The sequence below is a fragment of the Ruminiclostridium cellobioparum DSM 1351 = ATCC 15832 genome, assembly GCF_000621505.1.
GTDB lineage: Bacteria > Bacillota > Clostridia > Acetivibrionales > DSM-1351 > Ruminiclostridium > Ruminiclostridium cellobioparum.
Genome location: NZ_JHYD01000010.1, coordinates 139,052 through 165,382, shown reverse-complemented (window position 1 = coordinate 165,382; position 26,331 = coordinate 139,052). Strand labels below are relative to the sequence as shown.

Annotated in this window: 24 protein-coding genes; 17 read left to right on the top strand and 7 right to left on the bottom strand. The window is 40.0% G+C overall.

Annotation, left to right across the window (positions count from 1 at the left end; translation table 11 throughout):
* Nucleotides 1-7: 7 nt before the first annotated feature.
* From T344_RS0107575 to T344_RS0107555, 5 genes are all read left to right on the top strand, one after another.
* On the top strand, nt 8-2,548 hold the full coding sequence (locus T344_RS0107575; protein WP_027628199.1) for a DUF2339 domain-containing protein: 2,541 nt from the start codon (nt 8-10) through the stop codon (nt 2,546-2,548).
* Nucleotides 2,526-3,725 (top strand): hypothetical protein, encoded by a 1,200-nt coding sequence (locus T344_RS0107570; protein ID WP_027628198.1) that lies wholly within the window; start codon nt 2,526-2,528, stop codon nt 3,723-3,725. Before T344_RS0107575 ends, T344_RS0107570 begins: the two co-directional genes overlap by 23 nt.
* A 19-nt stretch (nt 3,726-3,744) precedes the next feature.
* On the top strand, nt 3,745-4,419 hold the full coding sequence (locus T344_RS0107565) for a response regulator transcription factor (protein WP_027628197.1): 675 nt from the start codon (nt 3,745-3,747) through the stop codon (nt 4,417-4,419).
* A gap of 245 nt (nt 4,420-4,664) precedes the next feature.
* Nucleotides 4,665-6,056 (top strand): sensor histidine kinase, encoded by a 1,392-nt coding sequence (locus tag T344_RS0107560; protein WP_027628196.1) that lies wholly within the window; start codon nt 4,665-4,667, stop codon nt 6,054-6,056.
* 140 nt (nt 6,057-6,196) lie between these two features.
* Nucleotides 6,197-7,840 (top strand): vWA domain-containing protein, encoded by a 1,644-nt coding sequence (locus T344_RS0107555; RefSeq protein ID WP_027628195.1) that lies wholly within the window; start codon nt 6,197-6,199, stop codon nt 7,838-7,840.
* Between the two features lie 50 nt (nt 7,841-7,890).
* On the opposite strand, the gene T344_RS0107550 is transcribed toward T344_RS0107555, so the two are convergent.
* Complete coding sequence (locus tag T344_RS0107550) at nt 7,891-9,759, bottom strand: APC family permease (protein WP_027628194.1); 1,869 nt, start codon at nt 9,757-9,759, stop codon at nt 7,891-7,893.
* Nucleotides 9,760-10,107: 348 nt separating this feature from the next.
* Here T344_RS0107550 and T344_RS0107545 point away from each other — a divergent pair, with 348 nt between their 5' ends.
* On the top strand, nt 10,108-10,764 hold the full coding sequence (locus tag T344_RS0107545; protein WP_027628193.1) for an S-layer homology domain-containing protein: 657 nt from the start codon (nt 10,108-10,110) through the stop codon (nt 10,762-10,764).
* Nucleotides 10,765-10,877: 113 nt separating this feature from the next.
* On the opposite strand, the gene T344_RS0107540 is transcribed toward T344_RS0107545, so the two are convergent.
* Nucleotides 10,878-12,200 (bottom strand): helix-turn-helix transcriptional regulator, encoded by a 1,323-nt coding sequence (locus T344_RS0107540; RefSeq protein WP_027628192.1) that lies wholly within the window; start codon nt 12,198-12,200, stop codon nt 10,878-10,880.
* Between the two features lie 291 nt (nt 12,201-12,491).
* Between T344_RS0107540 and T344_RS0107535 the strand changes: the two genes are divergently transcribed.
* The 6 genes from T344_RS0107535 to T344_RS0107510 all read left to right on the top strand — a co-directional run bounded on the left by T344_RS0107535 (nt 12,492) and on the right by T344_RS0107510 (nt 16,940).
* A complete protein-coding gene (locus T344_RS0107535; RefSeq protein ID WP_027628191.1) occupies nt 12,492-13,802 on the top strand; it encodes an MFS transporter in 1,311 nt (436 codons plus the stop codon).
* Between the two features lie 154 nt (nt 13,803-13,956).
* Nucleotides 13,957-14,580 (top strand): hypothetical protein, encoded by a 624-nt coding sequence (locus T344_RS0107530; RefSeq protein WP_027628190.1) that lies wholly within the window; start codon nt 13,957-13,959, stop codon nt 14,578-14,580.
* A gap of 105 nt (nt 14,581-14,685) precedes the next feature.
* A complete protein-coding gene (locus tag T344_RS0107525) occupies nt 14,686-15,240 on the top strand; it encodes a PadR family transcriptional regulator (RefSeq protein ID WP_027628189.1) in 555 nt (184 codons plus the stop codon).
* Between the two features lie 38 nt (nt 15,241-15,278).
* Entirely contained in the window at nt 15,279-16,031 is a 753-nt protein-coding gene (locus tag T344_RS0107520) for an MBL fold metallo-hydrolase (protein ID WP_027628188.1), read from the top strand.
* A gap of 140 nt (nt 16,032-16,171) precedes the next feature.
* A complete protein-coding gene (locus T344_RS0107515; protein WP_004623510.1) occupies nt 16,172-16,450 on the top strand; it encodes a hypothetical protein in 279 nt (92 codons plus the stop codon).
* A complete protein-coding gene (locus tag T344_RS0107510; RefSeq protein WP_027628187.1) occupies nt 16,437-16,940 on the top strand; it encodes a GAF domain-containing protein in 504 nt (167 codons plus the stop codon). Before T344_RS0107515 ends, T344_RS0107510 begins: the two co-directional genes overlap by 14 nt.
* Nucleotides 16,941-17,112: 172 nt before the next feature.
* Here T344_RS0107510 and T344_RS0107500 read toward each other — a convergent pair whose 3' ends face one another.
* Complete coding sequence (locus T344_RS0107500; protein WP_004623544.1) at nt 17,113-17,325, bottom strand: hypothetical protein; 213 nt, start codon at nt 17,323-17,325, stop codon at nt 17,113-17,115.
* A gap of 253 nt (nt 17,326-17,578) precedes the next feature.
* Here T344_RS0107500 and T344_RS0107495 point away from each other — a divergent pair, with 253 nt between their 5' ends.
* From T344_RS0107495 to T344_RS0107485, 3 genes are all read left to right on the top strand, one after another.
* Nucleotides 17,579-17,830, top strand: coding sequence for a hypothetical protein (locus T344_RS0107495; RefSeq protein WP_004623569.1), 252 nt, complete (start codon nt 17,579-17,581; stop codon nt 17,828-17,830).
* A gap of 325 nt (nt 17,831-18,155) precedes the next feature.
* The gene (locus T344_RS0107490) at nt 18,156-18,878 is read left to right on the top strand and encodes an NfeD family membrane protein (RefSeq protein WP_027628186.1); all 723 of its coding nucleotides are present in this window, start codon (nt 18,156-18,158) and stop codon (nt 18,876-18,878) included.
* Between the two features lie 159 nt (nt 18,879-19,037).
* On the top strand, nt 19,038-20,477 hold the full coding sequence (locus T344_RS0107485; RefSeq protein WP_027628185.1) for a flotillin family protein: 1,440 nt from the start codon (nt 19,038-19,040) through the stop codon (nt 20,475-20,477).
* A 111-nt stretch (nt 20,478-20,588) separates the two neighbouring features.
* On the opposite strand, the gene T344_RS0107480 is transcribed toward T344_RS0107485, so the two are convergent.
* Together T344_RS0107480 and T344_RS0107475 are read right to left on the bottom strand one after the other, a co-directional pair.
* Nucleotides 20,589-20,930, bottom strand: a complete 342-nt coding sequence (locus T344_RS0107480; RefSeq protein WP_027628184.1) for an ArsR/SmtB family transcription factor — start codon at nt 20,928-20,930, stop codon at nt 20,589-20,591.
* Nucleotide 20,931: 1 nt separating this feature from the next.
* Nucleotides 20,932-21,171 (bottom strand): hypothetical protein, encoded by a 240-nt coding sequence (locus T344_RS0107475; RefSeq protein ID WP_027628183.1) that lies wholly within the window; start codon nt 21,169-21,171, stop codon nt 20,932-20,934.
* 241 nt (nt 21,172-21,412) lie between these two features.
* On the opposite strand from T344_RS0107475, the gene T344_RS0107470 reads away from it, so the two are divergent.
* On the top strand, nt 21,413-22,969 hold the full coding sequence (locus tag T344_RS0107470) for an ABC-F family ATP-binding cassette domain-containing protein (protein WP_027628182.1): 1,557 nt from the start codon (nt 21,413-21,415) through the stop codon (nt 22,967-22,969).
* A 74-nt stretch (nt 22,970-23,043) separates the two neighbouring features.
* Here T344_RS0107470 and T344_RS0107465 read toward each other — a convergent pair whose 3' ends face one another.
* Nucleotides 23,044-23,421, bottom strand: coding sequence for a L,D-transpeptidase (locus T344_RS0107465; protein WP_004623565.1), 378 nt, complete (start codon nt 23,419-23,421; stop codon nt 23,044-23,046).
* Between the two features lie 190 nt (nt 23,422-23,611).
* Here T344_RS0107465 and T344_RS0107460 point away from each other — a divergent pair, with 190 nt between their 5' ends.
* Nucleotides 23,612-25,483, top strand: a complete 1,872-nt coding sequence (locus T344_RS0107460; protein WP_027628181.1) for an LTA synthase family protein — start codon at nt 23,612-23,614, stop codon at nt 25,481-25,483.
* Nucleotides 25,484-25,857: 374 nt separating this feature from the next.
* Here the strand turns inward: T344_RS0107460 and T344_RS0107455 are convergent, their stop codons facing one another.
* A complete protein-coding gene (locus T344_RS0107455; RefSeq protein ID WP_004623500.1) occupies nt 25,858-26,199 on the bottom strand; it encodes a P-II family nitrogen regulator in 342 nt (113 codons plus the stop codon).
* Nucleotides 26,200-26,331 lie beyond the last annotated feature (132 nt).

Genomic DNA, 26,331 nt, shown 5'->3' with positions numbered 1-26,331 from the left:
GAAGTTTGTGTTAGAGGTGAATAACCTTAAAGGTATACTAGCCAGGCATAAAGAGATGGTGTCAGACCTTGAGAAGGAAATTTCATCAATTGAAGCCACAGATTTGTTGGGTGAAAACCAAAAACTGGAAGCGGAAATTTCCCAATTAAAAGAGTTTTTTAATAGGGAAAAAGCAGACAATCAAAGGCTGTCCGAAGAAAACAAAAATCTCAGGAATGCTGTTTATGAACAGTTATACAACGAAAAGATCCAGATTCTCAACTCAACAAATAAAAAGTTGGAGGTTTATTTTAAATCCAATATCGAAGGTGAATTAAACAGACTTACTTACTTTGAAATGACCGAAAAGAAACGGATAGATGAAATGGCCGGTATTTTGCAGGCCAACAGGGTGAATCTCCAGGATGAGATATATCCCAGGATATACGAACTTAGAAAATTGCTTGAAGAAAGGGTCAGGGCTGCCAGGGAGGAAATATTAAGGAATTCAAAAGCCTTGAATGAAAGCCGGGCTGCCGGATTCCAGAAGCTGCAGCAGGAACGGCTGACCGAAGAAGAGATTAAAGGCCGGATAAAACAGAACAACATAGAATCCTTTATAGGACTGAATATCATAAATAAACTGGGGATTTTTCTTTTGATAATAGGAATCATAGCAGCTTCCCAGTTTACATATTTCAGGTTGCCGGACATTCTGAAAAGTATTTTCACCTTTGTTATTGGCCTGGTAATGCTGATGGCCGGTGAATTCTTCAACCGCAGGAAAACCAACATTTTTTCAATCGGGCTTACAAGCGGGGGGATTGCAATTTTATACGTAGGATTGGCCCTGAGCTATTTCAACTTTAATCTGCTGAGTATGTTCCCTGCTCTGGGATTAACCGTTCTGGTAACTGCAGGCGCTTTTGTACTGTCCCAAAGATATGGCTCCCAAACCATATCCTGCTTTGCAATTATAGGGGGGTATCTGCCCATACTTTCCATTGAAGGGGATAAGAACATTGTTTACGGTGCGATGGTATATTTTGTTCTGCTCAACCTGCTGGCATTGGTTATTTCGGTAAACAAGCGGTGGCTTGTAACTGCATATATGGGCTTCTGGCTTAATGTTATCGGTTCAATCTATATATTGGCCATCATGTTTGGCGGACGTACAGGCAACACAGGATTTTCAGCGGATGATTTGATATCGATTGCCTATATTGTTCTGGCTTTTATAATATATACCCTCATACCTGTTGCCGGTGCATACAGGTATAAGCTCAATTTCAGGACCTCTGACATTGTACTGCTGGCAAAAAACACTGTTATAAGCAGTATTTTGCTTTACACGGTATTTTACATCACCGGGCTTGAAGACTTCACAGGTGCCCTGGCTGTCGCTTTTGCAGCCGTATATATTGCCATGGGAAGATTTACTGAAAGCTTTATGGAAGAAGAGAGAAAGGCAAGGGCTCTGTTTTACATTACCGGACTTACCTTTGTTGCGCTGATAATCCCCTTCCAATTTGATAAGACCTGGTTCTCACTGGGGTGGCTGATTGAAGGCACAGCTCTGCTTACATACGGCACAATCAGGAATGTAAAAGGCTTTAAGAGAGCGGGAACGGTAATTACCTTCCTGTGTCTTGCCGCGTTTATATTATTTGATATACCAAATTATCACAGCTCGCTGTTTGTATATAAATATCTGGCTGTAACGGCCGGAAGTATCGTAGTTCTAAGCGCATTGCTTTATAAAAATGAAATCTCGGCCGGGTCAACTAAAGTTTATAAATATATTACCCTGATAAATATATGGTTTTTCTCTTTATATTTATTAGGAGTTGAGTTGAAAGACTACTTGTATGAGCCTTTATTGGGCAGTGATTTTAGTCTGGATTATCTGATCAATGCTGCGATGATTTTAGCCGGCTTTATAATTGCATACCTTATACCTAAAATCAATATTATTAAGGATAAAGTGACGGAGGTCATATCCTCCGTACTCTATTTAATAGGAGTTGCCTCATTATTTATCCTTAGTTTCTTTTCACCGGTTGCAGGTTTTCTGAGCAATGCTTCGAGAGGAACGTGTATCCTCGGGACGGTTGAAATAGCCGTAATCTCACTGTTATCCCTATTGGCGGTACGTGAGTTCATAATGAAGCTGGTGGCCAAACGGAAAATCGGAATTGAATTATATCCTCTTATTATCTCATTATATTTTATTGTCATATTGACTCAAAATCTGATAATGCAGTTTAATCTTGGATTTAATAATGCATTAATAAGTGTTGTCTATTTAGTGACCGCACTTTCGTGGATTATTTTCGGATTCATTAAGAAGTATGTGTTAATAAGAAGATTTGGTCTGGGTTTTTGCATTATGGCAGTGGCAAAATTGTTTGTTATTGACTTATCCTTCCTGACACAGGGCTATAGGATCGTTTCATACTTTATATTTGGTTTGACTCTCCTGGCCATTTCCTTTGTCTATCAATACTTTAGCAGGAAGATTAATTTTGTTGGTGAGGTAATGCCTGATGAAAAAAAGAATAATACTTAATATTGCAATATTCATTGTATTCAGTTCAGTGTTTGCATATGCGGCTGATTTTTCATACAGCGCGGATGTAAAAAATCATGGGGAAAAGAATTATAAGGCTGTTAGACTGACGGCTGAAGTTTATAATAATCTGTCTGAAAACATGGCGGATATAATGGTCTTTGATAATAATAACGAGCCTGTGCCATATTTTATAAACAGTTTCAGGGAAAGCAGGGAAAGTATGCATAAGAGCTATGAGCTGGAACTGGTCAATTCCTTTGTCAAAGAGGATTGTTTTTATTATGATTATGTCCTGAGGGATAATGTGCCGTCAGATGTTGCAGCCACGTCCATGGAAATTTCCAGCAGCAGCACAAACTTTGCCAAGCAGCTTGAGCTTTGGGGAAGTTACGATAACACCCATTGGGAAAAAGTTCAGGATGATATTATTTATAATGTGGACGGGAACAGTAAGCTGAATATAAACTTCAGCGGCAGCAGGAAGTATACCTGCTACCGTTTCAAACTTTTCAACAACCTGGAGAGAGTGGAGTTTTCAACTGTTACACTAAACTATGACGGGACATTGCAGAATAAGGAATACTTCATTGAAACACTGGCTCCTGAGTATACTGCCGAAGAGAAGGGAAATACAACTGTTATCAAATTAAAAAATATGAAAAATCTTAAGCTTAATAAGGTCTCACTTAAAACCGGAAGTACCTTCAAAAGAAATGCAACCTTCAACGGCAGCGTGACAAAAACACTTTATAATCTTAAATTTAATAACGTACAGTACCGGGATTTAACAATTCCTCTTGAGTCTTATTTGAGTGTAGAAAATGAAGCTGAAATAACTATAGAAAATAAAGACGACAAGCCTGTGGAAGTAACGGGTGTTGAGGTGGAATATCTGGTTGATGAGCTGGTTTTCAAAGGCTCTGAAACAAAGAATTTTACTTTGAAGTATGGCAGTAATGAAATAAATACCCCGAAAAGTTATGATATCTCAAATTATAAGGATCAAATACTGACAGAGGGCTATGACCTTTTAAATGTTGAGAATACCGACAAAGTTTCGTCTTTAGGGAATTCGGAAGAAATAAATATAAACTATAAACTGATATTTAATATAATCATTTTGATAGTTGCCGGTGTCCTGGGCTTCATAATAATAAGGAAGCTTAAAAAGTAAACAAATTTGAGGTACATATATGAAAAAGATATTGGTAGTAGATGACGAACCTTCCCTGAGGGATCTGGTGGAGCTGGTACTGAAACGGGAAAAATATGAGGTTGCCACGGCAGCTGACGGCAAAACGGCTTTGGCAATGGCGGAAGCCTTTAAACCGGATCTTATTTTACTGGATATTATGCTGCCTGACATGAGCGGTCACCAGGTCTGCAAACAGCTAAACACAAATAAAAGAATTCCCACTATTATGGTCACTGCCAGGCTTGAAACAATAGACAAGGTTCTGGGATTGGAGCTGGGAGCAGACGATTATGTCACAAAGCCCTTTGAGATAATGGAGCTGCTGGCCAGAATCAAAGCACTGCTGCGAAGAGCCAATAAGGAGGAAGAAGCCGAGTCAATAACACACCTGGAGTTAAAGCTTGATATTGCCAATATGGCTGTCTATAAGAATGAAGAGGAAATTGTACTGACAGCCAAGGAATATCAGCTTCTGGAGCTGATGGCCCGGAACATGAGGAAAACCTTCAGCCGGGATGAACTGCTGCAAAAGGTTTGGGGCTATGACTACATGGGTGACAGCCGCGTGGTCGACATATGTATTGCCCGGCTGAGAAAAAAGATTGAAGATGACAGCGGCAGCCCGGCGCATATTGTGACGGTTTTTGGATTGGGCTACCGTTTCGGAGGTTAGAATGTGGCCGCTAAGCGGCTCAAAGCCATAGTATGGCTTGGGAGGTTAGTTTGAAAGACTTCACTTGCGTTTGTCTTCCAAACTAACCTGTGAATTTATGGCCGTGCGAAATATTCAAAGTATTTACCAATACTTTGAAAGCGCACATGGCCAATTAACCTCCTTTATTCACCTTATAGCGGATGAGGGAGTGAACAAATTTCATTATTATTTTGTGGCCGCTATTGCGGCTCATGGAGGTTAATATGAAGTTTAGCACGCGGCTGGTTCTGTATTATTCCCTGACCTCTGTGGTGGTGCTGCTCATAGTAGGAATTTTTGTTTTGAAAAGTATAGAGTTTTATTGGATCAACACCGTTGAGCAGCAGCTGATACAACAAAACAGCACCGTACAGGAATATATAAAACAGGTATTTTTATTTGAAAAAAGCAGCAAAAAAGAACTGAATGAACAAAATGCCAAAATGACAGCGGCCAATCTGAGCTCCGGAATAGGGCAGCTCCTGATATACAATAATGATTTGCAGCTGCTGAGCGGACTGGTTGATGTCTTTGAGCATCCTGATTTTAATATGGGGGAATATGAAAAAAATGTGCTTATTCCTGCTCAGAAGGGTGAAACCGTTAATTATATACAAAATAATATATATTATCTTTCTTCTCCTGTTGAAATGAATGGAAGAACCCTGGGTATTGTAGTAATCAATTACAAACTTGACCTGCTGAACCTGGTTTTAAATAAGGTTGTTTTATTTTTATGTGTTGGTGCGGGAATATTCTGTATGATTATTGTGGTCCTCAGTGTTTTTATATCCCGGAGACTGGCGGTGCCCATAAAAAAGCTTGTGACAACAACCGAAAAGTATGCCAAAAGGGACTTTGAAATGCTGAGAATTGACCGGAATGATGAATTGGGACAGCTGAGCAGGAGTATCAATGATATGGGTATGCAGCTCAAGGAGCATATTGATCGTCAAAAGCAATTTGTTTCCAATGTATCACATGAGCTGCGGACACCACTGGCTGCAATTAAAGGGTACACCGAGTACCTGGCGGATGAGGTGATTGGGGAACCGGGTCTGGATAAAGTCATATATCACCTTAATAATGAAACTTCACGGCTGACAAACATGGTTAATGATCTTCTGCAGATGTCCAGGATGGATTCTTTCAAAGAGAAGTTTACTTTTGAAAAGGTTAATTTGTCCCTTTTAATTGATGAAACTGCAGACCGGATGAAGGAAAGAGCTGCAGGGCATAAGATAGAACTTGTATGTAAAACATTCCCGGATATTTATATCAATGGGGATAAGGATAAATTAATTCAGGTTATGGTTAATCTATTGGATAATTCCATTAAGTATTCACCAACCGGTACCTCAGTAATAATACAGCTTACAGCAGATGATACCAACGCAATCATCACAATAACAGATGAGGGAATAGGAATACCGGAAGAAGATCTGGAAAAGGTATTTGACCGTTTCTATAGATCTCAGAATATTAAAGGGACCGCAGGCAGCGGTCTTGGACTTGCAATATCCAGGGAAATCATTGAGAAGCACAATGGGAGAATTTTCTTGGATACTGCTGAAAAAGGAGGAACCATAGCTACTTTGATATTGCATCTGGCATGATCTGCCGGCAGATTTTTAATGTGTCATTGTACTATAATGTTACAATTTTGTTACAACATTGAATTAGAAAAGAAATAAGCCCAACATATAATGAAATTGAATTTAAAAACAGCAGAGATATAGATAAAGGGGGCTTAAAAATGAAAAGTTTATTAAATGGCATCAGAAGATGGGGAACTTTATGGTTATTACTTATTTTAATTTGTACGGTCCTTTTGGGCAGCTGCGGAAAGTCAAACCGGTCAGACACGGCAGAAGCTACTGCAGGCAATAACAATGAAACCTTAAATGGTTATGTAAGGCCTTCGGAAGATACTTATTCCATCGATGAAGATTCCGGAAACATAAGAGACGGCGGATCCCAAACTGCCGATAATGAAACTGAATCAGGCAAAGCGGCACAGTCACAGGATAAAAAATACAGAGGTACATATTTTAAGGACTATGGAGTAAATCCGTTCAAAGATGTAATGGAGCAGCCGCTGTCAACATTTTCTCTGGATGTGGATACGGCTTCCTATTCCATAGCCAGAAAGTACATTAATTCAGGTTCTTTGCCGCCTAAGGACGCTATCAGGGTCGAAGAGTTTATAAATTATTTTAACCGGGATTATCCCGTCTCATCAGGAGACACCTTTTCAATTTTTACAGAGATGGCTCCTTCTGCTTTTAACAGGGGATATCATGTTCTGGAGGTCGGAATACAGGGTAAGGAGGTTTCTGCTGCCAATCTGAAAAGAACGGCACTGACCTTTGTTATTGATGTCTCCGGCTCCATGGGAATGGATAACAGGCTTACACTTGTCAAGAAGAGTCTTAAAATATTGGTGGATCAGATGGGCAAAAATGATAAAATCGGTATAGTGGTATATGGAACAAACGGAAGAAAGCTGTTGGAGCCGGCTTCGGGAGATGACAAAAAACGTATACTTGGGGCTATTGATAAGCTGGAACCGGAGGGTTCCACCAATGCCGCCGAAGGTTTGATATTAGGTTACGATATGGCTTACAACAGCTTTATGGAAAATGGCAATAACAGAATAATTCTTTGCACCGACGGTGTGGCAAACCAGGGTATAACAAAAGCGGAAGATATTCTGAAAATGGTTGAGGATTATAAAGCAAAAGGAATAACTTTAACAACGCTTGGTTTCGGAATGGACAATTTTAATGACATATTCCTGGAGACACTTGCCGACAAAGGCGATGGTAATTATGCTTATATCGATACACTTGATGAGGCCGGGAAGGTCTTTATAGACCAACTGGCAGGTACATTGGAGGTTATAGCTAAAGACGCAAAGGCACAGATTGAATTCGATAAAAACAGTATTGAAAGTTACAGGCTTATAGGTTATGAAAACAGAGCGTTGGAAGATAAGGATTTCAGAAACAACAGTGTAGATGCGGGAGAAATCGGAGCGGGGCATGCCGTTACGGCATTATATGAGGTGAAGCTTAAGAATACGGCGCAGGAATATATCGGTACGGTTAAGTTAAGATATAAGAACCCCGACACAGACAGAATAACTGAAATAAGCAAGAATATAAAGTCTTCCTTAATCCGTGACAGTTTTTATAATGCGACGCCGAGATTCAAATTTATTACAATGGTGGCCCAGACCGCTGAAATTCTCAAGGGCAGTCCCTGGGCAAGCAATACAAGCCTTGAAGACGTATATAAGGTGTTAAAGGATGAAATGGGTGATATGGACTTAAATAAGGAAGATTCTGAGTTCATAGACTTGATAAGGACCGCTGTTGAGATAAAGGGCAGGGATTGACAAATAAAAAGAGCTGGATGCGCAATAAAGGGTCATCCAGCTCTTTTTATCTATTTATATTTATGCGATTTAAGAACCCTGTCATCATCCTTCATTTGAAGAGGCATGGTACAGATAACAATATGTTTATGCCTTATGAGCTGCCTTTCTATTATAGCTCTTGTATGATTGTGAAGAGCGTTGTTCCACCACCTCTTTACCACAAACTGCGGCAGAATAACGGTAATGATATCACCCTTCTGATAATCGTATTCGGCAGATTCTATAAACATCAGAAGAGGTTCAACTACCCTCCTGAAAGGTGAGTATTTGACAATTAAAGGTATATCGGTGTCCAGCATGTTGTATTTTTCACGTACTTTTTTGCCCTGTTCCTCATCAATAGACACATTAAAAGCCACTACATTGTCTGAGATTGTTCTGGCATATCTCAATGCACGTATACTGGCCCTGTTTATACTTGCAATGGGCACAATAACTCTATTTGTATAAACATCTCTGGGGATACTGACATCCTTCAATTCTTCAGGGCTGATTTTTAACTGCTTGTGCAGAGCCATGTAATGGGTCTTTACTTTCAGCATCAGGAAGATCATAACGGGGATAACAATTACAACGATCCAGGCTCCCATGGTGAACTTTGTTACTGCAATAACGATTACTATTACAAAGGTCACAAATGCCCCAAACCCGTTTATTGCTGCTTTAACGACCCAATTGTCACCCTTGTTTTTTATCCATCTGAAAAACATGCCGGCCTGTGACAGAGTAAATGATATAAAAACTCCAATGGCATATAGACCAATAAGTCTTGTTACATTGGCATTAAATATTAAAATAAGCAGGGCTGCTATAGCCGACAAAGAGATAATTCCATTTGAAAAACTTAATCTGTCCCCTCTCATACTCAGCTGCCTTGGGACATAACCCTCTCTTGCCATTACCGATATAAGATTTGGAAACCCGAAATATGCGGTATTGGCGGCCAGTACCAGAATGGCGAAGGAAAGAACGGTTATGGTGTAAAAGAATATATTTCTTCCGAAAATCATCTGGGCTATCTGGACCAGCATTGCACCCTTCTCGGGATTTATCGGATAGTAATTGACAATAATAGATGTTCCTCCGAAAACAATTAAAACCAGGGTTGACAAAAGAGCCAGCACCGCTTTTGCGTTTTTAGTGGAGGGTTCTTTGAAATTTGGTACTGAGTTGCTCACGGCCTCGACACCTGTAAGTGCAGCACAGCCGTTTGTAAATGCGCTGAGGATTAAAAACAGTGTTACAGGCTGAAAGCTGCTTTCATCCAAAACAAGGGGCTCCGGCTTATATCCTGCAAAAATCTTTATAACGCCTACAACAAGCATTAGAAGGATTGAAAAAATAAAGAAATAAGTAGGAAGGCTGAAAAGCTTGGCAGATTCTTTTATACCTCTCAGATTACCCAGCGTCATGAGTATTATTACAAGCACGCACAGGTAGGAGGTATATGGCTTTAAAACAGGAAATGCAGATACAATTTGCTGGACACCCGATGCAATACTTACAGCCACTGTCAGTATATAGCTGATGCACAGTGATGAACCGGCTGTAACTCCTGCAATCAAACCTATATTTTCTTTAGCAACCACATAAGCACCGCCGCCATTGGGGTAACAGTCGATTGTCTGGCGGTATGAAAGAGTCAGAATACCTAAAAGCACAATAATCGCCAGAGAAATGTAGGCCATGTATTTAAAGGCCAGAAAACCGGCGATGGGAAGCAATACCAGCAGAATTTCCTGCCCTGCATAGGCAACCGAGGAAATTGCGTCGCTGGAGAGTATGGGCAGTCCCCATAAGACACCAAATTTTTCTCCATGAATCTCTTCATTTTTTAATGGTCTGCCGATTAATAATCTTTTTAATCCTTTGTTCATAAAATCCACCTGCGTGTATCATATTATTGTATGCAAAGCATAAGCATATTCCTTTATTATAATTGATAGTTGGATAAATTTAAACAGTATTTATTTAATATTAGAATTTACTTATATCAAATGAATAATGTTTGGAAAATAGTTGATTTATCATACAACCGGTACAGTGAATATTGCGGCAAAGTTTTACCGGGAAGGAGGGATCATATATTATGTGAAAGTAATCATACTGAAATAAATCTGAGATAAATTTGAGATATATATTAGAGCTCTGAAATGGAACATTTTTCTTTTATATATTGTCTAATATTGCATAGTCCTTATAACAAGATAATAAGAGGTGATTTCATGACATTTAAAAAGAAAATAATTACACTTTTATCCGCAGCAGTTCTTTCACTCTCGGTTACACTCAGTGCAGTAGCAGTTTCAATACCATTTAAGGATTTGTCCGACGTACCTGCAAAGGATAAGATAATTTCACTGCAGGAAAGGGGAATTGTAGCAGGTACCAGTGAAGGTATATTTTCACCAAATTCAAGGGTGACAACAGTCCAGGCACTGCACATGCTGGTAAAGGCTCTGGACTTGAACCTTAATCTGGTACGTTTTGCAAAAGAACCAAAAGCCACTGATTATTTTACCAAAGCCGATAATGATGCGTGGTATGCAAATGCTCTGATCACTGCTTCCGTTAATGGAGTAGAAGTAGATAAAGACATAGAGATGAACCGGTTTTGGACAAAAGAACAGTTTACAAACACCCTGGTTACTGCGATGGAAAGGCATTACAAACTGCCTTTGCCGAAAATCATGCCGCCTGAAATAAAGGATGCCGACCAGATGTCGGAGCAGTATGGCGGGGCCATTCAGAGAGCGTTGATATATGGTGTGGCAGAGCTTGATGAAGAGGGGAATTTCTATCCCAAAGACGAGATTACCCGCGCCGAAGCTGCCGAACTGCTCTATAATGCCGTTGAACTTATCAAAGACATTCGGAAGTAATGGTATAAATGGTATAATAAGAAATCTTAGAGAATAATAACAATTTTATTATGCAAAGGATCATAACAAGATAAACAGGTTATGATCCTTTAATGCGATGGACGGTATGTGATTTAAAACAAAATGCTGCCGTTATTTACCTTCTCCTGAAGCTCGTTGGCAATTTTTAAAGCGGTAAAGGCGTTTTTGAAGTCACCTGCTTCGGAATAAATATCGCTTAAGGCCCTGTATGCGTTTACCAAAAATTTTGATTCCTTGAAAAGAGACATTTTCTCAATCCCGTATTTTACCGCCTCAACAGCTTCGTCATATCTGCCGAGTTTATTCAGTATCAGCCCTTCATATACTTTGGCCGACCACATGTTCAGATAGTCAAACCAGTGTGCCTCGCCGGATGGATAATCTACCTTTACTATGCTTTCGTATGCCCGACGGTAATTGCCTGCCAGAAACAGTGCCTTGCCGCGGACCAGATGGTATATGTATGTTTCATATCCCAGGTGGAATTTGATTTTTTCCGAATATTCCAGGGCTCTTTCCCAATTATTCTCTTCCAGTGAAAAATATGCTTCAACAGTGTATATCTTTGCAATGCAAACATTATCTTCTGTAAACTCGGCATATTGTTTTGATTTATCAAGGTTTATTCTATACAGCTCCCGGTCGGAACTCAGATAATTAAAAATTGCATTGAGCCTGTATAATTCTCCGGTTTTGAAGTAAACGGACGTCTGGGAAGAAAGTTCTATTGTCTTGCTGATTGCATCGGATGCACTTTTCATATCCCCTACTGCAAAAAACACCAATATTTTATAATAATACAATTCGATTTCAAACAAGGGTTCTTTATTTATTTCCTTATCATATAGCTCAAAAGCCTTTTCGGACAGTTTGAGGCATTCCTGGTAATCGAACTGCCGGTAGAAGCTGAAAGCCAGCTCGACATAGGCCTTTGCGGCTTCCACGTAAAGATTGGCGGAGACATATTGTTTAATGGATTTATTCAGACAGGCCCTGCTTTCCTCAATACGGCCTGAGCTGTTTAATTTACTGCCCAGCTTTAATAAAAGGTCTGCATATGTTTTTTTATTAATAAAAGCTGTTAAAATAATTTCAGGAACATCAGCAAGCTGTTTTTGGGCAAGCTCAAGCTGGCCTGAGTCTATTAATCGGTTGATTTCGGTTAATATAACCATATCCTCATAAACAGACTGGTCCTGCATGCCCCTTTCAATGTAATTTTCCTCAAGAAAATAGCTCACAGGTTTTCCCAGTCTGTCAGCAAGATACTGAAGTGTTTTAAAGGATGGGTTTGAAATATTGTTTTCAATCTGGCTTAACATACTTTTGGTCAATTCATTGCCGGCCAATTGAGATTGAGTCATTTTATGGGCTTTTCTCAGCGCTCGAATCTTTTCTCCTGCTTTATCTATCAAGATATCCATCCTTTCAAATTGTTTGTTAAACAGAATTTAACTTTATGGTAAACTCTGTTACTGAATTATCTTACTTAATAGAATTATAGTATATTTCTAGAAGATATACAATAGCAGGGTTAAAACTGGATTACCAAAGTTTAACTGTATTAAACAAATTTGTTGACAATATTGGTTTTGGGGATTAATATGAAATATAAGTTAAGTCAAATTAAACTTAACTCGTGAAATACCTGAATGTTTCAGGATACGACGGGTCTTTCAAAATTATATAATTGAGGAGATATTCATATGGATTACTTGGAAAATGTACAGGGTGGGAAAAACAAAAAGAATACATATGCAGAAAAGTTAAATATAACTTTATATTTGACATCCAAAACTATTTCACTGCTTGGAACAAGTATTTATAATTTCGCACTATCGTTGTTCATACTGAAAATGACAGGCTCAGGTGCTTCCTTTGCATTGAACGTTCTGATCGGAATGCTGCCGAGAATAGTCCTGGGCCCCTTTGCCGGTGTGCTGGCGGATAGGATGGACCGGAAAAAGCTCACCATTGCTTTTGATATATTAAGCGGACTGATAGTTGCCGGGCTGCTGGGTTATTCGGAAATGGCCGGGTTCAAGATTCTCCAGATTTACATTGTCAGCTTTCTGCTGTCTGCAATAAATGTTTTTTATGACACATCTTTGCTGTCCTCGCTCCCTGATCTGGTGGATGACCGGAGCCTTGTAAAAATAAATTCCTTTACATCGACGGCAGGGGCTATTGCAGGTGTTATATCTCCCATAATTGCAGGAGTGATATTTGGAATGGTGAGCATTTATTTATTTTTAATCTTGAATGCCGCATCCTTTTTCATTTCAGCTGCCCTGGAATTTTTCATAAATTTTCACTTCAATCAAAAGAAAGATTCATCTGCAATTCCGGATAAGAAGAACTTAAAAAACCTCAAACAGGAAATAAGCGAAATAATTAGTTTTTTGAAACAACAAAAAGTAATTTGTTCATTGCTTAAGTATGTCCTGATCATAAATTTATTTCTCAATGCATGTCTCAGCGTCGTTTATCCATATATCATCAACACTGTACTGAAAATGAATTCTACATATTTCGGAATATTTGAAGGCTGCTATTTCAGTGGAATGATTGTCTGCTCGATTATACTCGGAAGCAGGAAAGAAAGCCGGAAGACCACAAAGGAACTTGCTGCCCAGCTTGCGCTGATCGGAATAATTGTTATAATGGTAGGTCTGCCGGCTTTGGGGCTTCCTGTGCTGAACCTTACAGTCGTATTGGTTGCCTATAACAGCATTCTTCTGCTTGGCTTGGGAGTGGTATTGGTTGCAATCAACACTCCCATATTGGTGGCGCTTCAGAGATTGACTCCCGAAGAGCTGAGGGGGAGATTAACAGGAATACTGGGGACTTTGGCCAATGGAATAGCGCCCCTTGGGATTATTATTACCGGGCTGACAATTGACAGAATACATCCGTTTATTATACTGTCGGTATCAGGACTGGTGATAATCCTGTCGGCAGCTTTTATGTACAGGGACAAAAAAGCCAATTTAATGCAGGCAGTCCATGGGCTCTGAGTATATGCTCAAAGTACTAAAAATTCAACAAAAATACCTGCACTTAAAAATAGTATTGACATTGATGTACTGCCAGCCTATATAATGTAAATTAAGATAAATCAAGGAAATGAATACCGGTCAAATATTTACATGAAAAGAGAGGAACGGGCAAATGGCAAGCAAGCTTTCGGATTTTTGGTATTATTACAGGAATTATGTAATAGTGGGCATACTTCTTCTTGTTACTGCAGTGGCGATTATTGTACTTTCAAGCGGCGGTACCGAGCCGGATATTCAGATCGGATATGTTACCGACGGAAGGGAGATCGAAGAGAAGGCACAGGAGGATGTCAATAAATATTTTGAGACAGTTATCAGGGATGTCAATAATGACAGTAAGAAGGCTTTGGGTTTTGTGCCTCTGATGGGACCCAGGGTTGATCTTGAATTCTCCTCGGATGGCGCCCAGATTGTGCTTGTGGATGGGAATACTCTGCAAATATATAAAGAGCAGGGAGTTTTTGAACCTTTGGATGATGTGGCAAAAAGCCATGGACTGGATGTGGGAAATAACCCCGAAGTAATGTCAAAATTGGAGGGACAAAGCGAAACGCATATATATGCCCTGCCCACCGAAAAAATTAAATTTCTGCTTGATCTGGGCTTTCCCGAAAAAGATTATTATTTGGCTGTCAGGGTTGAGTATACGAAGGATGAGATGGCAAAAGCAAAAAATAAAAATGCTTATTCGGTCCTGGAAAAAATGTTTGATTATAAAGGCGTGGCACAAAACTAATACAAATTTAAATATATGTGAGATATTTTTATGTTATTGACAAAATGTATCAGAGTGATATACTTTCATTATATCACTCTGATACATTTTGTTTAAGGAGAACTTATGAAAAATAAAACGATGTACGCTGTGCTTGGAGTGCTCAGCCTGTTAGGGCCAATGTCTGGCTACGACATCAAGAAATTCTGCGACAAGAGTATATCCTACTTCTGGAATGAAAATTTCGGACATCTCTATCCGGTATTATCACGGCTGGAGAGTTCGGGCCTTATTGCAAGGGATTCCCCCGATGAAGCTGTGAGAAGGAAAAGCTACCATATCACCGATAAAGGAGCTGCAGTTTTGAGAGCCTGGCTGGCTGAACCGGTGGAATACCAGCCTGAAAGATCTGAGCTGCTTCTAAAATTATCCTTTGGCAACAGGATGGAACTCGAAGATATCCTGGCAATGCTTGAGGAGGCAAAGGTAAGGAACGAGCTTAAGTACAAACAGCTGGACCAGATTCATTCCTACTATATGGGCAGTGATGATGCTAAGAAAAAGCCGCAGTACCCTTTCTGGCTGGCAGCCTTAAGATACGGGATAACCTCTCTTGAGGCATCGCTTAAATGGGTTGATGAAACAAAAATTTTTCTGATGGATTATCATAAAAATCAATAAATACAAGATGGAGGTGGAGAGGCCAAGCCTCGCTTATTATGAAAGTAGAAGAAGGATTTGCCGTGCTTGAACTGGAACCCAATGTTCCAAATATGGGATTTATTTATCCTGTTTTATTATGGGATGAAAAGGAGGTTGTACTAATCGATGCAGGACTGCCGGGCCAGACTCAAAGCATAATGGAACTCATAAAAAAGGAGGGGTTCCAGCCTGAGGGGCTCACGAAAATAATTATTACACATCAGGACATGGATCATATCGGGAGCCTGGCGCAAATTGTTAAGACTGTAAATAACGATAAACCGGAAGAAAGTAAAATCCAGATATATTCACATGAACTTGAAAAGCCGTATATCCAGGCCGAACGGATGCCAATCAAATTTACAAAGGAAATGCTGGAGAAAAAGAAACAGGAACTGGCTCAATTGACCCCTGAACAGAGAAAAGAATATGATGAAATGTTTTCAAGCAATAAGCCAGAAGTGACGGATACCCTTAATCACGGGCAGGTGCTGCCCTGCGGCGGCGGTCTGAAGATTATCCATACTGCAGGACATACTCCCGGACATATCAGCATATATCTTGAAAAATACAGGACCCTTATTGCTGGCGATGCACTGAATGCCGGCGATGGAAAGCTTGCAGGACCCAACCCGGTACATACCTATGATATGGTTCAGGCAAGAAAATCACTTGAGACCTTATTGGACTATGATATTGAAAGAGTGGTCTGCTACCACGGAGGACTTGTATCGGGAGAGATCGGAAATCAAATAAGGTTGTTTATATAAAACGTCCCTAAAACTTAATATTCGGATAAATTATTACCAAAATCCGCTGGTTATGTACATGTTATATGTGCTATAATTAAAGTATTATTGGGCAAATAGGATTTGCAGGTTAATGCGGATGTACGGAGGATTTATCATATATGGGTAAAGATATTCTTATTCCTGTAGTTGCGCTGGTGCTTATATTCGGGCCAAGATTGTTTCATGAGGTTAAGGATTACCTGCTGAAAAGACAGCAGCTGAAGGCTGAGATCGAACTGAAGGCCGAAGCCTTGAGACTTAAGAACAGCCTGGAGCTTGAGAAATTCATAAACTCGGAAAATATTTTTAATACGCAGAATGACAGGAAACAAGCAAAAAAGGCTGAACCTGATGACAGCCTCAATCAAAAAAGGAATTCACAATATGAAAGATATTAATGCATCATATCCCGAAGAAAAGGCTGAAATGTATAAATTGCTCCACTCCCAGATGAAAGCATTGCTTGAAGGCGAGCATGATATGACTGCCAATCTGGCAAATGTGTCGGCACTTCTCAATGAAGTCCTGGACAATATCAACTGGGTCGGTTTTTACCTTATGAAAAATAATGAGCTGATATTGGGCCCGTTTCAGGGGAAAGTGGCCTGTGTCCGTATTGCAGCAGGAAAAGGTGTATGCGGAACAGCGGTACTGGAAAACAAAACCCAGCTGGTTGAGGATGTGCACCGGTTCCCCGGGCATATAGCCTGTGACTCGGCCTCGAATTCCGAAATAGTTATTCCATTGAGGTGCAAGGGTAAGGTCGTCGGGGTTTTGGACATAGACAGTCCTTTAATAGGAAGATTTGATACCGAGGATGCTTCCGGACTGGAGAAGCTGGCCGGTGTCATTGAGGAAGCCTGTGACTGGATGCAGGACGGCAAATGAGAAGGTATATGCATGAAATTTTATTTGAATACAAGTGTTTTAGCCGGCAAGCCGCAGAGGCCTTTTGAGCAGCCGCCCGTGACAGGCTGTCCGGGTAATTCTGCCCCAGCCAAAACACTTGAATTCCAATATTGCTGCCATCGGGAACCACTTGAAGCTTTGCGCAATGTGGTTATTTGTTTCTCCAGGAACCGTCCTCGCAGCATACTGACTGTGTGCCGTCTTCGTTGACAATTATTGAACCCACAGCATGTCTTTTATGATCGTAGACACAGAAGGGATCCTTTCCGGCATTGCCGGACGGTTTTTGGGCCGCAGGTTTTACCTCGTTCTGCTCACTTATTATATTAACTGATATACTGTCCTGCTTTTTATGATTTTGCATTATATCAATCCTTTCAAAAATTTACTTGGGTCAATATAAATATGTGTAAATTTTATTAAAAACATTCAAATATATAATTCCAATATGATGTTATTAAGTTGTTATTTGACCGGCTATTAATAACTTCTTAAATAATTTGCATTAAAAGTAATATAATCTTCATAAAATCTACACAAATTATTAATAATTTTAAAGTATAATGTTTATGAAGCATTAAATGGTGGTATAAAATTATTGAAAGGAGTGTGTAGCTTTGTTGGATTCTAAAAAATGTTTGGAAATATATGAATTTTGCCAGCAGCAATATAAAAAGCTGGAAAAGAAAAACGGACTCTACAGTCCCAAACATGACAAAATTGTTATGGAACTTGCAGCTAAAGAGTTTCAAATGAGTGATGCAATCATAAATAAAGCATTTGATTTAGCTGCACAAACACTCAGTAAAAATAACAGGGCAAAGTCTGAGAAAATCATCAGGAATAAGCTGATTGGAAAAATGATTTAAACAATAAATACTTAAAAAAGGGGCATTAACTACTTCGTTAATGCCTTTTTCACAATAAGGCCGGGAACAACACCGGCTTATAGTCTAAACGTATGTCTCAAATTCTGGCAGCAGTGCAAAAACGAGAGAAATGGCAATAACAACACTAAATAAAAGCTTTGAACTGCACCTGTACACAAAGCAAATGCAAATGCTTAAAACAGTTGAGTTCATTCTAAATAGGTTCATATTGCTATTTGTGAAAAGCAAGTGATTCAGTTATAATTAAATCAATGAATTCAGAGGAAAATTTATACAATTGGTAAATGATGGGGGTGAAGGCGGTATGTATTACTTTTATATAGTAGTATTTTTGGTGGGGGTTTTTTACACCTTTGTATCTCTGGTGATCAGCGGTATATCAGGTGCCTTTCACGGAGGAGGGGATGTGGGCTCCGGCGTGGACGGACATTTCGGACATCACGGTCATGTGGATATAGGCCATGCTGAAATAGGGCATGCTGAAATAGGGCATATCCATTCGGATGCCGGAAGCATGGGGCAGGTAGACCACAGCCCGGGACACCATGGCGGTGATATGCATGGGGATCATGGTGCTCCTGAAAACACAGGAGGGTCCCATGGCATATTATCCTGGTTTTCGGTATTGATTAACCCTTTGGTGGCCGTATCCTTTCTTACGGTTTTCGGCGGATTTGGAATAATGGGAGTCAAGCTTTCCAGCTGGAGTTCGGCAATTGTTTTTGCCGCAGCACTGGTATCGGCCATAGTTGTTTCTGCCATTCTTTATAACTTTGTTGTAAAGCCTGTCTACAAAAGCGAAAACACCTCCAACGTATCAAGAGAGCAGTTGATAGGAATACAGGCTGAAGTTACGACCAATATTTTGGAAGAAGGCTTTGGCACCATTCAGTATACTGTCAATTCCTTAAAGTGTACCGGACCTGCCAGACATATCGAAGATAAAGCCGTAAGCCAGGGACAGAGGGTAATCATCTGCAGGATCGAGAACAATACCTTTTATGTAAGCGAAATGCAGGAAATTTAGGCAAAAGATGAATTGATCTAATGCAATAAATTGTGTTATAGAAACTCCCGGCGGAAATTATATGCATCGGCAGTACTGAAATGAATGGATTCATAATAACGGTGCAGTATAGTGTCTGTAAGAGAGTTAATATATAAATAAACAAAAGGAGTGTCAAAAATGGATTATTCAGTATATTTAATACCAGCATTGATAATTGTGGTTCTCTTTATTTTACTGTTTACATTTATTTCAATGTACAAGAAGGTTCCACAGGACAAGGCATTGGTTGTTACAGGTTTTAGAGGCAGAAGAGTCATTACAGGCGGAGGCGGAGTTGTAGTTCCCATGCTGGAAAGAACTGATGTCATATCTCTGGAAAATATGCAGATTGATATCAGAATTGACGGTGCATTGACCTCACAGGGTGTTGGTATAGTTGCTGACGGTGTGGCAGTTGTAAAAGTCAAGTCGGATAAGGACTCCATCCTATCGGCTGCTGAACAGTTCAATACCTCAAAGGGTCTGGACTACATGTTGGGTATTATTGCTAAAACCACTCAGCAGGTACTCGAAGGTAAACTGCGTGAAATTGTTTCAAGAATGACAGTTGAAGAGATATATAAGGACAGGGAAACCTTTGCATCACACGTTCAGGGAGTTGCGGCAACCGAATTGCAGAATATGGGCCTTGAGCTCAAGGTTTTGACAATCAAGGACATATCCGATAAGAACGGATATCTGGAAGCTCTCGGAAAACCAAGGATTGCCGAAGTAAAAAGAGATGCACAGATAGCCGAAGCAAATGCAACAAAAGAGACTAAAATTAAAACTGCCGAAGCAAACAGAGAAGGTGAAGCTGCAAGAATCCAGGCTGAAACCCAGATAGCCGAAGCAATAAGAGACAAGGAACTGAAGGTTCAGTCCTACAACAAGGATCAGCAGACTGCCAAAGCGGATGCCGACCTGGCGTATGATATCAAGTCAAATATAGTCAAGCAGGAAGTTGCTGAAACGGCTATGCAGGTTGAGATCGTCAAGAAACAGAAGGAGATCCAACTTGCCGAGCAGGAAGCACTCAGAAGGGAAAAGGAACTGGAGGCAACCGTAAAGAAGCAGGCTGATGCTGAAAACTATCAGGCGTCAAAGATCGCTGACGCCAGCAAGTACAGGGAAGTTGTGGCTGCCGAGGCAAGAGCGAAGGCTATTGAAATGGAAGGTGAAGCCAAAGCAAAGGCAAAGAGAGCCGAAGGTATGGCAGAGGTTGAAATCATCAGAGCAAAGGGTGAAGCTGAGGCCGCCGCAATGGCAAAGAAGGCTGAAGCCTTCAAGATGTATAATGATGCAGCTGTAACCCAGATGATCATTGAAAAATTGCCTGATATTGCGCAGGCTATTGCAAGTCCTCTTGCAAAAACCGAAAAGATTGTTATTGTTGATAATGGTAATGGCGGAGAGGCCAAAGGTGCTGCCAAGGTTTCCGGTTATGTCACCGATATCATATCTCAACTCCCCGAGACAGTTGAAGCTTTGACAGGAATGAATGTACTGGATCTGCTGAAAAAGAATCCGGCAATAGCGCAGGAGGTTAAACCCGCAGAGACCAATACACCTGAATAATAAATACAGATCAAAAGATTAAGAGGTTAACTGTTAGTCTAGTTCCAGAAAAAGAGCCAGTTTAATCCCATTCAGGATTAGCTGGCTTTAATTTTTTTATATTCCAGGAATTTAAGTTTTACTCTCTTGAGTAATTGTCACACTTTGGGCAATTTCGGACAGTAATTCGGGGGTAATGTGCAGGTCAAAATTACTTATTTCATAATATTTCATTGCCTTACCGTCTTCTGAAATTTCATGATTTCCTCTTATTAAATTTGCTGCCTCCAACTTGCGCAAGTGCATGTAGAGAAGAGGCCTGCTGATATTGACCGTTCTGGCAAGCTCACTTACATACTGTCTGTTCTGAAATAAAATGCCCATAATTTTAATTCTTAATGGGTGGGACAGAGATTCAAAAACTTTAATCAAATCATTGCCGGAAGTACCTGCGGATTCACTGGCCGATGACATCTTATTCAACTTCCTTAAGCAGCTTTTCTATGGAATTTATCTTTTCTTTCAATTCCGCCAGCTCTTCCCGCACTTCCTGGTTGGACAGCGTTAAATTATTGGCCATAGATTTATAGGCATTTAAATCGTTCAGTTGATTTTGAGTTTTTGATCTTGTAACTACTACAACAATAACGATTGCTGCGGCAATTATAGCCAGAAAAACTACAGCAGCAATTATCAACAATAAAAAACTTGCCATTGGACTACCTCCAGATAAATAATTTCATTTTAATATAAATAGTAAATATGCTAAGAAATAAATACATTTCACATGTAATAATTTTATTACATGTGAAATGTATTGTCAATGTTCACTTTTCTTTTGACATTGTAACGGCTTATACATTATACTATTTGATGATTAAATATGTCCTTTTTGATTCTGATAAGATTTTGTCTAAAAACAACTAATCATTTGTATATATTGCGGAGGCAAATAAATGAGTATATTGACCGTAGAAAACGTAAGCCATGGCTTCGGAGCCAGAAAAATCCTGGAAGATGCCTCTTTCAGACTTCTGAAGGGAGAGCATGTGGGGCTTGTAGGGGCAAATGGGGAAGGTAAATCAACCTTTTTAAATATTATAACGGGTAAACTTATGCCTGACGAAGGCAGGGTCGAGTGGTGCAACAGAATAACCACCGGATATCTGGACCAGCACACTGTGCTGACGCCGGGTAAAACCATCCGGGAGGCATTGAGAGAAGCCTTTCAATACATGTTTGATCTGGAAAGGGAAATGCTTGAGTTGTATGAAAAAATGGCGGATGTTCCCGAAAGTGAAATAAATGCCATGATAGAGGATGTAGGAGACATTCAGAATGTACTTGAACACAACGGCTTCTACATTCTGGACTCCAAGATAGAAGAGGTGGCAAATGGTCTCGGCCTTGGAGACATAGGTCTTGAAACCGATGTGGGAAATCTCAGCGGAGGCCAGAGGGCCAAGGTTCTGCTGACCAAGCTGCTGCTGCAAAATCCCATGATACTGATTCTGGACGAGCCTACCAACTTCCTGGATGAGAACCATATAAACTGGCTTAAAAACTATCTGAAGGAATATGAAAATGCGTTTATACTGGTATCCCATGATATCCCGTTTCTTAACGATGTTGTAAACGTGATTTATCACGTTGAAAATGCGGTGCTCACAAGATATTCAGGAAATTATGACGAATTCCAGAGAATGTATCAGCTGTCAAAGCAGCAGACCATGCAGGCCTATGAAAAACAGCAGAAAGAAATAGAAAAGCTCGAGGACTTCATTGCCAGGAACAAGGCGAGAGTTGCCACTACAAACATGGCCAAGAGCAGACAGAAGAAACTGGACAAAATGGAGATCATCGAGAAGGTGAAGGAAAAGGTAAAGCCTGTATTCAAGTTCAGAGAAGCCAGGGCCCCCGGACGGTATGTGTTCCAGACACATAACCTTGTAATTGGATATGAATCCGCCCTCACCGGCACTTTGAACATATCTCTCGAACGTGGGCAAAAGGTGGCAATAAAAGGCGTCAACGGTTTGGGCAAATCCACTTTATTAAAAACGCTGCTGGGGATTCAGAAACCTTTTGCCGGTGAAGTAAAACTGGACGATTATCTGTATTCCGGGTATTTTGAGCAGGAGTCGGAGAGGTATAATTCAAATACGGCACTGGATGAGGTATGGAATGACTATCCGGGCATGTCAAACGCGGAGGTGCGGGGTGCGCTGGCCAAATGCGGCCTGACCACCGAGCACATCACCAGCCAGATGATGGTTTTGAGCGGCGGTGAAAATGCAAAAGTGCGTCTGTGCAAGCTTATGCTGAGGGACGTGAACTGGCTCATACTCGATGAGCCCACAAATCACCTTGACGTGGATGCAAAAGATGAGCTCAAACGTGCTTTAAAGGAATTCAAGGGTACGATTCTTCTGGTATGCCACGAACCCGAATTTTATGAGGATTGGGTAACTGAAGTATGGAATGTGGAAAACTGGACAACGAAAATAGTTTAGAAATCAGAAACTAACGTTGAAATCGTAAAGGCAAATGAAAAATCATGAGCTTAAGTTTTTTTAAGTTAATCCAATTATATTATATTAACAACCGTACCGATTGAAACAAGATTGCTCAATTCAATCACGTTGTTATTATACATTCTTATACAGCCGTTTGAAATATTTTTGCCAATTGAAGAAGGGTTATTTGTTCCATGGATGCCATAGTCTCCGTTGGGCACATTCAAACCAAGCCATCTCACTCCAAACGGGCCTCCGGGATTTACGACCCGGTTAATTATCCTGAAGGTTCCTCTGGGGGTCGGAGTGGAAGATTTTCCAACTGCAACGGGATATGTTCTAAAAACATTATTATCTCTGAATAAAGTAAGCGTGTGAGTCCGGGTATTTATTGTAATCCTGTATACGACTCTGTAAGGCTGGTCAAAAGGATTCTGATAGTATAGCATTATTAAGCCTCCGAATTATCCTATATTAACATAATATTGAGTGTCATATTGTTATGTGCAGCTTAAGTGTCATAAATAAAACATTCTTTTTATATGTTTTTCCGGAATGCGTTATAATGGCTTTACAATAAAGGCTCATAAGTTTACAATGGGTTTTGTGCATATTTTATTTGAGGGCGAAGTGAAATCCATGGAAATAAATCTTAATACCGGCAGGCCGGTTAAAAATAAAAATAATCTGAGAAATATTCTAACAAATCTGATTCCGAAGGACTTTATCCCGTTATATACTTTACTGTCCATATTTGTGAAGAATGTACTGTTAATAGGCTTTATATTCGACCAGACCCATCAGCTTCCCCTGATGAGAGAAGCCTTTAATGCGGTGTTTCAACTCTACAGCTTCCGTCCGGTTTACTATATGGCCTTTTCATTGGCATGTATATGTGTTATTTTCCTGTTTAAAAACAGGGGAAGATTTTTAGTCTCAATCATTTTGAATTTCCTGATATCCTTCCTGCTGCTGGCGGATTTATGGTATCTGAGAGGCTTTAATACCTTGCCTACACTTCACATGCTGAAGGCCGGAGGTAATCTGGGGGATTCCATAAACAGCTTTTTCCCGCTCATACATTTAATTGACCTGGTATTTGTTCTGGATATCCCATTTTTGCTGATTGCATTTTTTGCTAAAAAGAATTTATATAGAAATGTAAGCAGGAATGTAGTGTTTTCAGTATTTATACTCTTTGTATCGGTATTTGGTGTTTTATACATTGCCCCGCAGGTTAATAACCGGGCAGCCAAGCCTTTGCCCATTACATCCATATTTAACAGGTTCAATCCCGTAACCACCATAAGAAGCTTGTCCCCGTTAGGCTATAATATTTACAGTTCATATAACTTTTTTACCGAAAAAAGTACGTTAAGCCTCAGTGGGGCTGACAGAGACAGGATTTCAGCCTGGTATGAGCAAAAGAATGAAAAACTGCCCGATAATGAGTACAAGGGTATGTTTAAAGGGAAAAACCTGCTTCTGATTCAGGTTGAATCCCTGGAGAACTTTGTTGTAAATCAGAAGGTGAACGGTCAGGAAATTACGCCAACACTGAATAAGCTGTTAAAAAACAGTCTTTATTTCAGCGGGATCCACGAACAGGTCGGAGGGGGAAACAGTTCCGACAGTCATTTGATGGTCAACGCTTCGGTATATCCGATTCAACTTGGGACAACCTTTATAAATAATGCATTTACAGAATACAATTCTCTTCCTAAACTATTAAAGGGGATAGGTTATTATACTTCGACATTTCATCCTGTGGATGGAGCCTTTTGGAACTGGAAGCCTGCTTTGACTTCCATGGGCTATGACAGGTGCTATGACTCCACCAGCTATAACATAACAGAGAAAATAAACATGGGCATAAGTGACCGTTTGTTTTTTGAGCAGATCGAACCAATGATCATAAAGCAAAAGCAGCCATTTTTTACCTTCATGGTTACACTTTCCAGCCATTCACCCTTTGAGCTTCCCGAGCAGTATAAAGAACTCAATCTGGAGGGGGAGCTTGGCAGGTCAAGGCTGGGCGGGTATTTGCAGTGCATCAGGTATACCGACAAACATATTGGTCTGCTGCTGGACAGGCTGGACAAGGACGGAATACTGGACAATACTATTGTAGCAATAACAGGTGATCATGAAGGAATACATAAATATTTTCCCGACGAAATCAAATCAATGAAAAACACGGAGGATTGGTGGTTGAATAATGATAAATTACTGCCTCTGATACTTTATAATAAAAATATAAGCCCGAAAGAAATCAGTACCGTCGGAGGCCAGGTGGATATCATGCCTACACTGGCATATTTGATGGGAGTGGACGAAGAGCGCTACATCAATACCGCAATGGGCAGGAATCTATTAAAAACCAACAAGAGCTATGCCGTTTTGAGAGACCGGACCCTGGTCGGAAATCCTGATGAAAGTGATGAAAAACTGGCCCTTCAGGGTATGGAACTTTCAGATATAATTATCAGAGGGGATTATTTCAAGAAATAGATAGCTGTAACAGGATTAAACAAAATGGAGATTTAAGCAATTCAGAAATAAAGTGCGCTTTCCTGTTGAAGGAAGCGCACTCTATACAGTATAAACCGCAATTTGCTGTTATGTGTTATTTATGTTTGGTTTTTTGAGTAAAGGCTGCTATTGCTGTAGTTAATACGTAAACAGCAAAAAAGTATTAACAATGTTACAGAAATTTTTAAATTTTGTCACAGGCAGATGGAAAGCATTTCATTCCCGGCAATAAAAAGTGAGTGTCGTAAAATGAATTTACTTTCATTTTACGACACTCACTATGAAAAACTTTGCATATACGTTTTGCAACAGTCATATCTAATCCTGGTATTTTCTTGCATTAATGGTAATTCTCAGCCTATGGCATCATGACCTTCTTCTCCGGTTCTGATTCTAAAGCATTCTTCAATTGGGAGGACAAATATTTTTCCGTCACCGATATTACCGGTTCTTGCAGCTTTCATTATTGCGTCAATTGTCGGCTTAACAAATTCATCATTCACTGAGATTTCAAATTTTACCTTGTTAAGAAGATTAACCTCGGTAACTGTACCGCGGTAACTTTCGGTATAACCCATTTGCTGCCCGCAGCCTTTAACATGGCTCACGGTCATTTTGTGTATCTCGGCATCAAACAAGGCTTGCTTGACATCCTCAAAGGCTTCAGGCTTCACTATTGCAACAACCATTTTCATAACAAATCCTCCTGAAATACAGAATGTATTTTCCATAGTTATATTATATATAATTTTCCATACAAACACTATAGATTTATTTGATATTGGCAATGTAGTTTTTTGTCCAAATATATAAAATCTATGTTATAA